At 70.2% G+C, this 13915-nt stretch carries 10 protein-coding genes; 2 read left to right on the top strand and 8 right to left on the bottom strand.

What is annotated here, in order from left to right:
* Nucleotides 1-159: 159 nt before the first annotated feature.
* From galK to galT, 3 genes are read right to left on the bottom strand one after another with little or no spacing between them, the layout of a single operon-like run.
* Nucleotides 160-1266 carry a galactokinase gene (galK, locus tag RPQ07_RS21740; RefSeq protein WP_313945847.1) on the bottom strand — a complete coding sequence of 369 codons (1107 nt, stop codon included), beginning with the start codon at nt 1264-1266 and terminating at the stop codon, nt 160-162.
* The gene (gene galE / locus RPQ07_RS21735; protein ID WP_313945846.1) at nt 1263-2228 is read right to left on the bottom strand and encodes a UDP-glucose 4-epimerase GalE; all 966 of its coding nucleotides are present in this window, start codon (nt 2226-2228) and stop codon (nt 1263-1265) included. Before galE ends, galK begins: the two co-directional genes overlap by 4 nt.
* A complete protein-coding gene (galT, locus tag RPQ07_RS21730) occupies nt 2225-3268 on the bottom strand; it encodes a galactose-1-phosphate uridylyltransferase (RefSeq protein ID WP_313945845.1) in 1044 nt (347 codons plus the stop codon). Before galT ends, galE begins: the two co-directional genes overlap by 4 nt.
* A 211-nt stretch (nt 3269-3479) precedes the next feature.
* On the opposite strand from galT, the gene RPQ07_RS21725 reads away from it, so the two are divergent.
* Nucleotides 3480-5150 (top strand): sodium:solute symporter family protein, encoded by a 1671-nt coding sequence (locus tag RPQ07_RS21725; RefSeq protein WP_313945844.1) that lies wholly within the window; start codon nt 3480-3482, stop codon nt 5148-5150.
* A gap of 21 nt (nt 5151-5171) precedes the next feature.
* Nucleotides 5172-5450, top strand: coding sequence for a hypothetical protein (locus tag RPQ07_RS21720; RefSeq protein WP_313945843.1), 279 nt, complete (start codon nt 5172-5174; stop codon nt 5448-5450).
* Between the two features lie 28 nt (nt 5451-5478).
* Here RPQ07_RS21720 and RPQ07_RS21715 read toward each other — a convergent pair whose 3' ends face one another.
* From RPQ07_RS21715 to RPQ07_RS21695, 5 genes are all read right to left on the bottom strand, one after another.
* The gene (locus RPQ07_RS21715; RefSeq protein WP_313945842.1) at nt 5479-6219 is read right to left on the bottom strand and encodes a helix-turn-helix transcriptional regulator; all 741 of its coding nucleotides are present in this window, start codon (nt 6217-6219) and stop codon (nt 5479-5481) included.
* A 226-nt stretch (nt 6220-6445) separates the two neighbouring features.
* Complete coding sequence (locus RPQ07_RS21710; protein WP_313945841.1) at nt 6446-8245, bottom strand: PQQ-binding-like beta-propeller repeat protein; 1800 nt, start codon at nt 8243-8245, stop codon at nt 6446-6448.
* 58 nt (nt 8246-8303) lie between these two features.
* Complete coding sequence (locus RPQ07_RS21705) at nt 8304-10052, bottom strand: PQQ-binding-like beta-propeller repeat protein (protein WP_313945840.1); 1749 nt, start codon at nt 10050-10052, stop codon at nt 8304-8306.
* Between the two features lie 565 nt (nt 10053-10617).
* Nucleotides 10618-12417, bottom strand: coding sequence for an ABC-F family ATP-binding cassette domain-containing protein (locus RPQ07_RS21700; RefSeq protein WP_313945839.1), 1800 nt, complete (start codon nt 12415-12417; stop codon nt 10618-10620).
* Nucleotides 12418-12464: 47 nt separating this feature from the next.
* Entirely contained in the window at nt 12465-13802 is a 1338-nt protein-coding gene (locus RPQ07_RS21695) for an acyltransferase (RefSeq protein WP_313945838.1), read from the bottom strand.
* Between the last annotated feature and the right edge of the window lie 113 nt (nt 13803-13915).

Here is a 13915-nt window from a genome sequence, read left to right as displayed (position 1 = left end):
CCCGCGGGGCCCCCGTCCGCCGGTGCCTGCCGGACCCGTCCGCCGACACTCACGAAGCCCCGTCCGCCCGGGTGCCTGCCCGGCCCGTCCCCCGAACACCCGCGAGGCCCAGCCCGCCGACGCCTCCACTACCCGTCCGCCCATGTCCCCGGACCGGTGTCAGGACAGCCGCCGCGCGCCTCCCGACGGTGTCGTCGAGAAGATCCGCGGCTGCTTCCACGACGCCGAAGTGAACGCCTCCTGGACCGACTTCGTCAGCGCGGGCGTCAGCGCGACCTCGGTGAGGACGATCGCCGAGCCGCCGAAGCCGCCGCCCGTCATCCTCGCGCCGAGCGCGCCCGCCGCCAGGGCCGTGTCGACCACCAGGTCCAACTCGGGGCACGAGATGCGGAAGTCGTCGCGCAGTGAGGCGTGCCCCTCGGTGAGGACGGGGCCCGTGGCGCGGATGTCGCCCGCCTCCAGGTGGGCGATCACCCGTTCCACCCGGTGGTTCTCCGTGACGATGTGCCTGGCCAGCGCCCGGATCTCGGGGTCGGGCAGCCGGTCGAGGGCCTCGGGGAGCGCGTCGTGGGCGATGTCGCGGAGCGCGGGTACGCCCAGGGCCGCCGCCGCCGACTCGCAGCCCGCCCGGCGCTTGCCGTACTCGCCGTCGCTGTGCGCGTGCTTGACCCGCGTGTCGACCACGAGGAGTTCGAGGCCCTGTCCGGCCAGGTCGAGCGGTATCTGGCGCTGGGACAGGTCGCGGGTGTCCAGGTGCAGCGCGTGGCCCTCGGTGCAGCACGCCGACGCCGTCTGGTCCATGATCCCGGTCGGCGCCCCGACGTAGATGTTCTCGGCGCGCTGGCACAGGCGCGCCATCCGGCCGCGCTCCAGGCCCAGTTCGTACAGGTCGTTCAGGGCCAGCGCGGTGACGACCTCCAGTGCGGCGGAGGACGACAGGCCCGCGCCCGTCGGCACGGTCGACTCGTAGTGGATGTCCGCGCCGCCCACCGCGTGGCCCGCCTCGCGCAGGGCCCACACGACGCCGGCGGGGTAGTCGGTCCAGCCCCGCGGCCCGTGCCCGGGCGCGAGTTCGGTGACGCGCAGTTCGGTGGCGGCGCCCGGGGCGCCCGCCGAGTGCAGCCGCAGGACGCCGTCGTCGCGCCGTGACACCGTCGCGATTGTGGTGTGCGGCAGCGCGAAAGGCATCACGAAACCGTCGTTGTAGTCGGTGTGTTCACCGATCAGATTGACCCGCCCGGGCGCCGCCCACACACCGTCGCTCATGAAGCGTTCTCCCTCTCCCGGGCAAAGGCCCACGCGTCCGACACGATGCCCGCGAGGTCCGCGCGGGACGGCTGCCAGCCAAGGCGCTCGCGCGCGGTCCGCGCCGATGCGACCAGCACCGCCGGATCGCCGCCGCGCCGCGGGGCCACGACCTCCGGCACCGGGTGCCCGGTGACGCGGCGCACGGTGTCGACGACCTCGCGCACCGAGAACCCGTTGCCGTTGCCGAGGTTGCAGATCAGGTGTTCGCCGGGTGCCGCGGCGTCCAGCGCCAGCAGATGGGCCTCGGCGAGGTCCGCGACATGGATATAGTCCCGGACGCAGGTGCCGTCGGGGGTCGGGTAGTCGTCGCCGAACACGGAGATCGACTCCCGCTTGCCGAGCGCCACCTGGAGGACCAGCGGGATGAGGTGCGACTCGGGCTCGTGGCGCTCGCCGCAGGAGCCGTACGCCCCGGCCACGTTGAAGTAGCGCAGTGAGACCGCGGCGAGTCCGTGGGCCGCCGCCTCGCCGGTGATCATGTGGTCGACGGCGAGCTTGGAGGCGCCGTACGGGCTGGTCGGCGCGGTCGGGTCGGTCTCGGTGATCGGCGTGGAGACCGGCTCGCCGTAGGTGGCCGCGGTGGAGGAGAAGACGAGCGTGCGCACCCCGGCCGACCGCATCGCCGCGAGCAGGGCCATCGTGCCGCCGACGTTGTTGTCCCAGTACTTCTCGGGCTTCAGCACCGACTCGCCGACCTGCGAGAACGCGGCGAAGTGCAGCACGGCGTCGAAGGAGTCGTCCAGCCACTTGGCGGCGTCGCGGATGTCGCCCTCGACGAAGGCGGCGCCCGCCGGGACGCCCTCCCGGAAGCCGGTCGACAGGTTGTCGAGGACGGTGACCTCGTGCCCCGCTTCCAGCAGGTGCTGCGCCACCACGCTGCCGACGTATCCGGCCCCGCCCGTCACCAGGTACTTGCTCACTCGCTCGCTACCTCTCGCAGTCGCTCGGCCGCGGTTTCCGGCGGCACATCGTTGATGAACACGCTCATACCGGACTCGGAACCGGCGAGGAACTTCAGCTTGCCGGAAGTGCGTCGGATGGTGAAAAGCTCGAGATGGAGCCCGAAGTCCTCCCGTCCGGGCTCGCTGAACGGCGCCTGGTGCCAGGCCGAGATGTACGGCGTCGGCGGCTCGCCCTCCCCGAAGATCCGGTCGAAGCGCCTCAACAGTTCCAGATACAGCTGTGGGAACTCTGTGCGCGCCGCGTCGTCCAGGGCCCGCAGGTCGGGCACGCGCCGCCGCGGGTAGAGGTGCACCTCGTACGGCCAGTGCGCGGCGTACGGCACGAGGGCGACCCAGTGCTCACCGGTGAGGACCACCCGCGAGCCGTCGGCCAGTTCACGTTCGACGACGTCGTCGAAGAGGTTGCGGCCCGTCGTCTCCCGGTGCTCGGCGGCCGAGCGCAGCATGAGCTCCGTGCGCGGGGTGACGAAGGGGTATCCGTAGATCTGGCCGTGCGGGTGGCCGAGGGTGACGCCGATCTCGGCGCCCCGGTTCTCGAAGCAGAAGACCTGTTCCACCTGCGGGAGTTCGGCGAGTTCGGCGGTGCGGTCGGTCCAGGCCTCCAGGACGAGCGCGGCCTGGTCCTCGTCGAGGTCGGCGAAGGACGCGTCGTGGTCGGAGGTGAAGCAGACGACCTCGCAGCGGCCGGAGCCGCCGGCGAGCGAGGGGAAGCGGTTCTCGAAGACGACGACGTCGTAGTCGGACGCCGGGATCTCGCTGAGGCGGCCGTCGCGTGAGGGGCACAGCGGGCACTCGTCGGCGGGCGGGTGGTAGGTGCGGCCCTGGCGGTGCGAGGCGATGGCGACCGAGTCGCCGAGCAGGGGGTCCCGGCGGATCTCGGAGCTGGTGGCGACAGGGTCGAGCGGGCGCCGGTCCACGGCGTCGCGGACGGTGTCGTCCCGGGAGTCGAAGTAGAGCAGTTCACGACCGTCGGCGAGCCGGGTCGACGTCTTCTTCACTGTGGCACTCCCTCACCCTCCCAAACAGAACCGCACATAACAAATCACAAGCCAACAGGCGTCGTCAATGGGCATGCAGCATGCACCTACCTCGGACATTTCCACCAGCTCGATCACGATCAAACAAAGAACACCAACAAAACTGTTCAGTTATTGAACACGGACGCGTAGGTTCCGCAGGGATCAGTTCGCGCGACGAAGCGAGTACTTCATGCAATACCTGGCCGAAGGGCTTCGGCTCCCCACCAACGGACTCGACTACGCAATCCTGGCGATCTACTTCGCCGTCGTCCTGGGCATCGGCTTCGCCGCGCGGGCGAGCGTCAAGACCAGTCTCGACTTCTTCCTCTCCGGGCGCTCGCTGCCCGCCTGGGTCACCGGCCTGGCCTTCGTCGCCGCCAACCTGGGCGCCACCGAGATCCTCGGCATGGCCGCCACCGGCGCGCAGTACGGCGTCGCCGTCGTGCACTGGTACTGGATCGGCGCCATCCCGGCGATGGTCTTCCTGGGCCTGGTGATGATGCCGTTCTACTACGGCTCCAAGGTCCGGTCCGTCCCCGAGTTCCTGCTCCAGCGGTTCGACAAATCCGCACACCTGCTGAGCTCGGTCCTCTTCGCCTTCGCCGCGATCCTCATCGCCGGCGTCAACCTCTACGCCCTGTCGATCGTGGTGGAGGCGCTGCTGGGCTGGCCGCAGTGGGTCTCCATCGCCGTCGCCGGCTTCTTCGTCCTCGCGTACATCACCGTCGGCGGGCTCTCCTCGGCGATCTACAACGAGGTCCTCCAGTTCTTCGTCATCCTCGCCGCGCTCATACCCCTGACCTTCCTCGGTCTCAAGCGCGTCGGCGGCTGGGACGGTCTGAGCGACTCGCTCACCGCGAGCCACGGCGACGACTTCCTCACCGCCTGGGGCGGCACCGGCATCGGCGACGCCAATCCGCTCGGCGCCAACTGGCTCACCATCGTCCTCGGCCTCGGCTTCGTGCTCTCCTTCGGCTACTGGACCACCAACTTCGCCGAGGTCCAGCGGGCCCTGTCCGCGAAGAACCTGTCCGCCGCCAAGCGCACCCCGCTGATCGCCGCCTTCCCGAAGATCTTCATCGTCTTCCTGGTGATGATCCCGGGCCTGGTCGCCGCCGTCCTCGTACCGAAGATCGGCACGGCGGGCTCCGACCTCACCTACAACGACGCCATCCCGCTGCTGATGCAGGAACTGCTGCCCAACGGCGTCCTCGGCATCGCGGTGACCGGACTGCTCGCCGCTTTCATGGCCGGCATGGCGGCGAACGTCTCGTCCTTCAACACCGTGTTCACGTACGACATCTGGGCGAAGTACGTGAAGCAGGGCCGCGAGGACCGCTACTACCTGCGCTTCGGCCGGCTGATCACCGCGATCGGCGTGCTGTGCTCCATCGGCACCGCCTTCCTCGCCTCCAGCTTCAGCAACATCATGGGCTACCTCCAGACGCTGTTCTCGTTCTTCAACGTCCCGATGTTCGTGGTCTTCATCATCGGCATGTTCTGGAAGCGGGCCTCGATGAAGTCCGGCGCCTGGGGCCTCTTCGCGGGCACGTCGGCCGCGATGGTCAACTACTTCTGGATCTACAAGCAGGGCGTCATCGACATCCCGACCGACCAGGGCGCCAACTTCGTCTCCGCGATCGTCGCCTTCGTCGCCGGCGCGCTCGTGATGGTGGTCGTCACCCTGTTCACCGCGCCGAAGCCCGAGGCCGAACTGGCCGGTCTGGTCTACGGAACCACCTCACCGGGCATGGAGGAGGCGCCGGAGGAGGGCGACAGCGCCTGGTACCGCAGGCCCGCCCTGCTGGGCTGGGGCGCGATCGTGCTCGCCGCCGCCTGCTACATCCCCTTCTCCTTCTGACCCGATCGGAGGCACCCCCACATGTCCGAACTGCAGCGTGAAGTCTCCGAGCTGGAGCGCAAGTCCGCCACCGCGGCCCGTCTCTTCGACATCCGGCTCATCATCGGCGGCCTGTTCACCCTCTACGGGATCATCGTCACGATCGCCGGGATCCTCGCGTCCGACGCGGATCTCAAGAAGGCCGAGGGCGTCAACATCAATCTCTGGACCGGCCTCGGCATGCTCGCCCTGGGGCTGTTCTTCCTTCTCTGGCTGAAGCTGCGCCCCATCGCGCCGCCGACCCCCGCCGAGGACGCCTGACGCCGGGCACCATGCCGAGGGCGCTGAGCTACTGCTCCGATGGAGGAGGCGGGTCGGAGAGACCGGCCGCCCCCGGGTAACCGGGCAACGGGCCGGGTGGTGAGGCGATCGCCGCCCGGTCCAGCAGTCCGGTACGCGCCGCGAGCGCGGCGGCCTCCAGCCGGGAGCCCACCCCCAGCTTCATCAGCACCCGCTGCACATGGGTACGGGCCGTGCTCGGCGCGATGCCCATACCGGCCGCGATCAGCCGGGTGTCCTCGCCCTCCGCCACCCTGACCAGTACCTCGACCTCGCGCGGGGTGAGCAGTTGCAGCAGCCGCTGCCCCTCGTCGTCCGGCTGGACCGCGGGGTTGAGCAGTTCGGCGAACGCGCCCTGGAGCAGCTGCGGGGCCACCACCGCCTCACCCGCACGCGCCTTGACCATGGCGCGCTCCACGCCCTCGATGCGCTCGTCGTGGCGCACATAACCGGAGGCGCCGGCCGCGAAGGCCGCGGCGATTCCGCGGGGGCTCGGCACCGGGCCCAGCACCACCACCGCCACCTGGGGCCGCTCACGTTTGATCTTCACGATCGGGTCGAACGCGCCGGGCTCGGCGGGTGTCGCGGTGCCCAGCAGACAGACCTCGGGCGCCCTGCTGACGACGAGATCGGCGGCGCCTGCCGCGGGAGCCGCGGCGGCGAGCACCCGGTGTCCCCGCAGCTTCAGGGCCGAGGCGAGCGCCTCCGCGAGCAGTCGGTGATCGTCCAGCACCATGAGCCGCACGCCCATCGAGCAACCCCCATCCCCCGCCGCGGATGACCCCCCGGCCTTCTGACCCGGCAAGCTACACGCTTGTTCGACTTTGCGCGCCCCTAACTCGGCAGAAGCCCCCCAAGGTGCCGAATTCTTCGCCAAACGGGGCTACTTGTGACCAGGGCCCGGCACATCGGTTCTCCGATGTGCCGGGCCCTTGATCATGTGCGGTCGCCGGACGGCCGGCGACGGGGTGGTGCGATCAGTCCGCCGTGGTGAAGGCGACCGCCAGATACTTCTTGCCGAACGACGACGAGGTCGAGGTCGGCTTGCTCATCAGGGTGGCGCCGATGTAGAACCGCCCGTTCGCGTACCGGTAGTCGGCGCTGTCGGCGACGAAGCTGGTCTCCGCCTCGCGCACCGACTTGTCGGAGGGGTTCTCCATGAGCACCGTCTGCTTGAAGGTGGCGCCGTCGATGCTGACGACCTGGCCGCCCTTGTCGTACGGAGGCCACTTGTACGCGATCAGGTTTCCACCGTCCATGCGCAGCGGGAACATCGTGTACCGGTCGCCCGCGTCCGCACGGTCGCTGGTCGGCTTTCCGGTGCCGAGGTCGAAGGAGACGATCTCGTTGGTGTCGCCGTACTCCCCCGTGCCCTCGTGGTCGGCGGTCGGCAGATAGATCCGCCCGTTGCCCACCGTGACCTTCGTGCAGGACTCGACCTCCGTGGAGCGGCAGCGCGCCTGGAACTTGTCGCCGGTCGCGGAGATCTTGGTCTTGAGGACGCCCTTGTCGTCGACCGAGAAGAAGTCCGAGATACCGAACGAACCGGTGTCGCCGACGTCGGCGGCGACCACCAGCGGCTTGGAGTTGACGATGCTCGCCCACTCCACGCCGGCGGGCATCTTGAACGAGTACAGCGGGGTGCCGTTGTCCGGGTTCACGCCCTGGATGACGACCTGCCGGTTGTCGTACGAGCCGCACTTGCGGACCGCGACGATCGCCGCGCCGCCGCCGTAGCCCATGTCGTAGCAGCCGTCGGCGCCGATGTCGGGCTTCCAGCGGATGGCGCCGGTGTTGATGTCGAAGGCGGCGCCGCCGTCGGTGCCGCCCACGGCGACCGTGGTCCCGCTCTGGGTGACCTCGGTGAACTTGGCCTTGCCGTCACCGCTCTGGGTGCCGGTGACGGACTTGTGCCACTTCAGCGTGCCGGTGTTGAGGTCGACGACGCCGACCTCCGTGCACGGCTCGTAGTTCCGCGGCGGCTTGCGCTTGGCGGCCTCGAAGACGACGCCGACCTTGTTGTCCGTGGACTGGTGGCGGGAGGTGGCACAGACCTGGCCGGGCAGCGGCAGGGTCCACAGCGGGGTGCCCTTGGCCACGTCGTAGCCGACGATCGAGTTCACGCCGGGCTTGACGAAGGCCTTGTCGGTGACCCAGGCGCCCTTGACGTTGGTGAGGTCGGTGCGGGCCGGCTCCGGAAGCTGGAAGGCGACCTTGGAGTTGACGTTCGCAGGCGCCTTCTCCTTGCCGGGTCCGTCGGCCGCCTTGCCGCCGGTGGCCCCGGTGGTGCCCTCCGACGAGCCGCCGGAGCTGTTCTTCGCCTCGTCCTTCTTGCTCTCGCCGTCGTCCTTGGTGGAGGCGAACCAGACGCCGCCGCCGACGATCAGCAGCACCGCGACGGCCGCCGCGATGATGATCTGCATCTGCGTGTTCAGCTTCTTGCCGCCACCGCCGCCCGGGTGCGGCGGCATGTACTGCGGCTGCACGGGCTGCGTCGGGTACCCGTAGCCGGGCTGGGTGGGCGGCTGCTGTCCCGGCGGGGTCTGCGGATAGCCGTAGCCCGGTGCCTGGCCCGGGGCCTGCGGGTAGCCGTAGCCGGGCTGTCCCGGCGGCGGCGCCTGCGGCGGGCCGGCCGGCGGGGTCTGCGGATAGCCGTACGAGGGGTCCTGCGGCGGCGGGGTCGGAGCTCCGAAGCCTCCGGCCGGAGGCTCCTGGGGCGCGCCGAACCCTCCCCCCTGCGGGGGCTGGTTCGGTGGCGGCGGTGGCGGCTGCGTCATGGCGTGCGTACCTCGGATGAAAGGGGATGCGGGGCGGCGGTCAGATGCTCGGACGCGGTCACTTGCCGAAGGCCATCATGGTCTTCGTCTCCTTCTCCTCGGCGTCGTTGCTCGCGCTGACCCGGCCCGCGGCGAGGAAGAACCTGCCGTCGGCGTAGACCATGTGCGGGGAGTAGAAGGTGTTCTCGATCTCCGCGGTCGACTCCGGGTGCTGGAGCAGCACCTTCGGGGCACCGCCGGTCGGAGCGATCGAGGCGATGGCGCCGCCGGCGTCGTAGGACGCCTCGCGGTAGACGATGACGTTGCCGCTCTCCATCTTCAGCGGCGTCATCTGGCTGTCGCCGCCCGAGGGCGAGCGCCACTTGGCCTTACCGGTGTCCAGGTTGAACGCGACGACCTCGTTTGCCTTGCCGGCCTGGGCGGGCTCGGTGGCCATGTAGAAGGTGTTCGCGTCGGCGGCGACACCGGTGCAGCCCTCGAGGTTCTGTCCGAAGATCACGAACGAGCCGCCGCAGCGGGGCTGGAACTTGTCCTTGCCGCCGTCGATCTGCGAGCGGGGCGTGCCGTTGTCCTTGAGCGCGACGATGGACCACTTCTTCGGCTCGCGCTGGGTGAGCGAGATGACGAGCGGGCTGGTGGAGTAGACCTTGTCGATCTCCCAGCCCACGGGCGCGTTGTACGTCCACTTCGGCTTGCCGGTGGCCGGGTCGACCTCCGACAGCTGGTGCTTGGGCTTGTTGTAGTCCGAGGTGGGGCAGCTGGCGGCGGCGATCAGCTTGGGGCCGCCGGCGAAGGCGAACGGCTTGCAGCCGCTGCTCGGGCCCTGGAAGATCTGCTTTCCGTCGGCCATGGAGAAGCCGTAGGAGTTACCGGTGCCGCCCGCGGCGAGGGTGTTGCCGCTGATCGACAGGGTGAAGTCGGACAGGCCCCCGAAACCGCTGACCTTCGGGATGGACTTCTTCCAGCCCGCCTTGCCGGTCTTGAGGTCGATCATCTGCAGGTTGAGGCACTTGGCCTTCTCGGTGAGACCGTCCTTGACGCCGATGACGATCCGGCCGTCGGTGGTGGTCTGCGCGGGCGCCGAGCACACCTCGGCCGGCAGCGTCAGCGTCCACTTCTTCTTGCCGTCGGTCGCCGAGTAGCCGACGACCTCCTTGTACATGGCCTTGACGACGGTGTCGCCGGCCACCCACGGGCCGAACGTCTCCGCGCCGTTGCGGGGCAGGTCGACGTCGTTCTTCGTGAGGAACAGGACCTTCGCCTCACCCGGCTTGCGCCCGGCGTTGAGGTCGTCGTTGCCTTCCTGGCCGGTGCCGTTGCCGTCGCCCTGGTCGATGGACTCGGAGGTGGACGGCTTCGGGTCTTCGCTCTTGCTGACGTTCTTCTGCTTGTCGTCCTTGTCGTCGCCGCTGAGGGCGAACCAGGTACCGCCGCCGATCACCAGGAGCCCGGCGACCGCCGCGCCGATGATGACACCGGGCTTGCCCTTGAAGAAGCCTCCGCCGCCGTTGCCGGGCGGGGTGGGCATACCCGGGTACTGCGGCTGGGTCGGGTAGCCGCCGTAGGGACCGGGCTGCTGGCCGTACGGACCCGGCTGCTGGTTGTACGGGCCGGGCTGCTGGTTGTACGGACCCGGCTGCCCCGGAGGCTGCTGCGGGTAGCCGTAACCGGGCTGGGTGGGCGGCTGCTGCGGGTAGCCGTAGCCGGGCGCACCGGCGGGCGGGCCCTGCGGCGGCTGCGCCGGGGGCTGCGGGGCACCGTACGGAGGCTGGTTCGGCGGCTGGTTGGGCGGCGGCGGCTGTGTCATTTGTCTACCTCTGGAAGTGGGGAGATGGGAGAAGGGTTGGGGATGTCCGAAGGATCCGAATGACTCAGAACGCGGTCACTTGCCAAAGGCCATCATCGTTTTCGTCTCCCTCTCTTCCGCGTCGTCGAGGCTGTGCGAAAGCCGGCGCCTGCCGGGCCGGGCGTGTGCACCGTCGTGCTGCGGCGGCGGCGCGGGAGGCCCGCCGTACGGAGCGGGCGGCCGGGCCGGCTGGGGAGGAACCGCTTGCTGCGTGCCCCGCGAAACGCCGGAGCCCCCGTGCGGCTGTTGCTGCCCGGGCGGCTGAGTCATCTGCACTTCCCCCTTGTGCGGTCCTGCTGCCCGAGCCGCTCGCCTCGGTGATCCGGCGAGCGCCCCACCTCCGCGAGGAAGCGTTTCGGACATGAAATCCGCTGTCCTGTACCAGTCGAGCGGTGCTTCTTTCTATCACTCAGGGGGTGTCGAACAAGGGGCCGGTCCGCCCCTGTTCCCAAGGGAGGACCGGCCCGTGATGCCGTTGTTACGAGACCTGCACGCGCTCTCTACGCGGACCTGGAAGGCGTTCGGACTACGCGTCGTCGGCCAGCTCCAGCCAGCGCATCTCCAACTCCTCGCGCTCACCGACCAGTTCCCTGAGCTCCGCGTCCAGTTTGGCCACCTTCTCGAAGTCCGTGGCGTTATCGGCGATTTGGGAGTGCAGTCGCGTCTCCTTGTCGGAGAGCTTGTCGAGCTGACGCTCGATCTTCTGGAGCTCCTTCTTCGCGACGCGGGCGTCCCCCGACGTCTTCTCCCTGACCGCCGGGGCGGGCGCGGGCGCGGGGGCCGCGGTCTCGATCATCCGGCGGCGGCGCTCCAGGTACTCCTCGATACCGCGCGGCAGCATCCGCAGCGTGGAGTCGCCGAGCAGCGCGAACGTCCGGTCGGTCGTCCGCTCGATGAAGAACCGGTCGTGGGAGATCACGACCATCGTGCCCGGCCAGCCGTCGAGCAGGTCCTCGAGCTGGGTGAGGGTCTCGATGTCGAGGTCGTTGGTGGGCTCGTCGAGGAAAAGGACGTTCGGCTCGGCCATCAGCAGCCGCAGCAGCTGGAGCCTGCGGCGCTCACCGCCGGACAGGTCCCCCACCGGGGTCCACTGCTTCTCCTTGCCGAAGCCGAACTGCTCGCACAGCTGGCCCGCGGTCATCTCCCGGCCCTTGCCGAGGTCGACCCGGTCGCGGATCTGCTGGACGGCCTCCAGCACGCGCAGCGCCGGCGGAAGCTCGGTGACGTCCTGCGACAGATACGCCAGCCGGACCGTCTTGCCGACGACGACCCGCCCGGCAGCGGGCTGCTGCTCGCCGTCGCTCACCGCGGCGTCGGCCAGCGCGCGCAGCAGCGAGGTCTTGCCCGCGCCGTTGACCCCGACCAGACCGATCCGGTCACCCGGGCCGAGCTGCCAGGTCAGGTGCTTGAGCAGCACCTTCGCACCGGCCTGGACGGTCACGTCCTCCAGGTCGAAGACCGTCTTGCCGAGCCGGGCGCTGGCGAACTTCATCAGCTCGCTGGTGTCCCGCGGCGGCGGCACGTCGGCGATCAGTTCGTTCGCCGCCTCGATGCGGTACCGCGGCTTGGACGTACGGGCGGGGGCGCCCCGCCGCAGCCAGGCCAGCTCCTTGCGCATCAGGTTCTGCCGCTTGGACTCCTCGGTGGCGGCGATGCGCTCGCGCTCGGCGCGGGCGAAGACGTAGTCGCTGTAGCCGCCCTCGTACTCGAAGACCGATCCGCGCTGGACGTCCCACATCCGGGTGCAGACCTGGTCGAGGAACCAGCGGTCGTGGGTGACGCAGACGAGGGCCGAGCGCCGGGCCTGGAGGTGCTGCGCCAGCCAGGCGATGCCCTCCACGTCGAGATGGTTGGTCGGCTCGTCGAGGACGATCAGGTCCTGCTCGGCGATGAGCAGCTTGGCCAGCGCGACCCGGCGGCGCTCGCCGCCGGACAGCGGGGCGATGACGGTGTCCAGCCCCTGCGGGAAGCCGGGCATGTCCAGCCCGCCGAACAGTCCGGTGAGCACGTCACGGATCTTGGCGCTGCCCGCCCACTCGTGGTCGGCGAGGTCCCCGATCACCTCGTGCCGCACGGTGGCCTCGGGGTCGAGCGAGTCGTGCTGCGTGAGCACGCCGAGGCGCAGGCCGCTGTTCTGGGTGACCCGCCCGGTGTCGGGCTCCTCCAGCTTGGCGAGCATGCGGATCAGCGTCGTCTTGCCGTCGCCGTTGCGGCCGACGACGCCGATGCGATCGCCCTCGGAGACGCCGAGGGAGACTCCGTCGAGCAGGGCACGGGTTCCGTACACCTTGCTGACTGCCTCGACATTGACCAGATTGACGGCCATTTTTCTCCTGTACGGGGGGACGGATCGACGTCCCAGCGTAGTCGCCGTCAGCGACTCGGGTTCCGGCGTCCCGCCCGCTCGACCAGGAACCAGCCGGCGAGCGCCGTCGCGACGGCGGCCGGGGCCGTGACCCGTACGGCGATCAGCACCGCCGACCTGCCCTCCAGCATGCCGCCGAAGCCGACCATGGACAGCCCGAGGACCCCGAAGAGGCACAGCGTGATCCCGAGGGCGGCGACCGGGCCGCCGGACCTGCCGCCCGTGGACGCGGCGGGAGCGGTCGCGGGGGCGCTCGCGGCCGGGCGCTCGAAGGTGCGGAAGGCGGCCACGAGGACCGCGGTCAGCCCGGCGGCCAGTACGAGACGGACCGGGACCTGCGCCCACCAGGCGCCGGAGGCCGGTTCCGGCAGAGCCACGTCGAGCGCGAGGAAGGCGCCGTAGACGCCGAGCATGGCGGTCAGGTGCCACAGGAACGCCGTCATCGCGATGCCGTTCGCGGCGACGACTCCCCGCCACACCCGGGCACGCTCGGCGAAGCGGGTGCCCGGGCCGCGCAGCAGCTCGACGGCGCCGACGAGCCAGAGCCCGTGGCACAGGAGCGCCAGGGTGGGCGGGGCCATGTTGGAGACCTTCTCGCCGGGCATCCCGACCATGGACAGCGGGTACGGCCCGTACACGACCAGGGCGACGGCGGCGGCGAGCCCGCCGGCCGCGAGGGCGGCGGGGACGCGGATACGGCCGTCGGCGCGCAGGAAGCCGAGCTGGTGGACGGCGAGCCAGACGAACGCGAAGTTGAGGAACTCGACGAAGGGCACACCGAACGCGAACCGTGCCACGTCGACGGCCACGGCACCCGCCACGAGCGCCGCGAAGGCGGCCCAGCCGTAGCGCTCGTGCAGCTTCAGCAGGGGCGGGGTGAACGCCACCATCGCGAGGTAGATGCCGATGAACCAGAGCGGCTGCGCGACCAGGCGCAGGGCGACACCGGTCAGCCCGCCGTCCCCGCCGAGGAGCTGTACCACGAGCGCGGCGGCGCCCCAGACCAGGATGAACACCATCGTGGGCCGCAGCAGTCGCTGGAGCCGCGCCCGCAGGAAGGCGGAGTAGACGGAGCCCTCGGGGTGCCGGCGGCGCAGGGAGCGGTAGGAGAGCGCGTGCGAGAACCCGCCGACGAAGAAGAAGACGGGCATGATCTGCAAGGCCCAGGTGAGCAGTTGGAGCTCGGGCACGACGGCGAGGAGATTGCCCACGCCGTCGTCGGTGACGACGGCCATCAGCCAGTGCCCCAGCACGACGGTCCCGAGGGAGGCGACCCGCAGCAGGTCTATGTACCGGTCCCGGTCCCCGGGTGTGGCGGCGGCGAGCTCACGAACGCTTGATCCCATGGCTCCACGGTCCCGTGGAGCCGGCCCGCCCGGTGAGGGTGCGGATACTCAACTCGGCCCTGAGTACGTGCCCCCGGCCGGCCGCTCCAACGGGACGCGGGCGCCGGAGCGCG

Origin of the sequence: Streptomyces sp. AM8-1-1, assembly GCF_032229325.1 — a bacterium.
GTDB classification, from domain to species: domain Bacteria; phylum Actinomycetota; class Actinomycetes; order Streptomycetales; family Streptomycetaceae; genus Streptomyces; species Streptomyces achmelvichensis.
This window is presented reverse-complemented; position numbering and strand designations above follow the sequence as displayed.

What these genes read in the sequence shown, in the direction of transcription:
- RPQ07_RS21720 (WP_313945843.1), top strand. Translation starts at nt 5,172, where the DNA reads ATGTCCGAACTGCAGCGTGAAGTCTCCGAGCTGGAGCGCAAGTCCGCC.
- RPQ07_RS21705 (WP_313945840.1), bottom strand. Translation starts at nt 10,052, where the DNA reads ATGACACAGCCGCCGCCGCCCAACCAGCCGCCGAACCAGCCTCCGTAC.
- RPQ07_RS21725 (WP_313945844.1), top strand. Translation starts at nt 3,480, where the DNA reads ATGCAATACCTGGCCGAAGGGCTTCGGCTCCCCACCAACGGACTCGAC.
- RPQ07_RS21700 (WP_313945839.1), bottom strand. Translation starts at nt 12,417, where the DNA reads ATGGCCGTCAATCTGGTCAATGTCGAGGCAGTCAGCAAGGTGTACGGA.
- RPQ07_RS21695 (WP_313945838.1), bottom strand. Translation starts at nt 13,802, where the DNA reads ATGGGATCAAGCGTTCGTGAGCTCGCCGCCGCCACACCCGGGGACCGG.
- RPQ07_RS21715 (WP_313945842.1), bottom strand. Translation starts at nt 6,219, where the DNA reads ATGGGCGTGCGGCTCATGGTGCTGGACGATCACCGACTGCTCGCGGAG.
- RPQ07_RS21710 (WP_313945841.1), bottom strand. Translation starts at nt 8,245, where the DNA reads ATGACGCAGCCGCCACCGCCGCCACCGAACCAGCCCCCGCAGGGGGGA.
- galK (WP_313945847.1), bottom strand. Translation starts at nt 1,266, where the DNA reads ATGAGCGACGGTGTGTGGGCGGCGCCCGGGCGGGTCAATCTGATCGGT.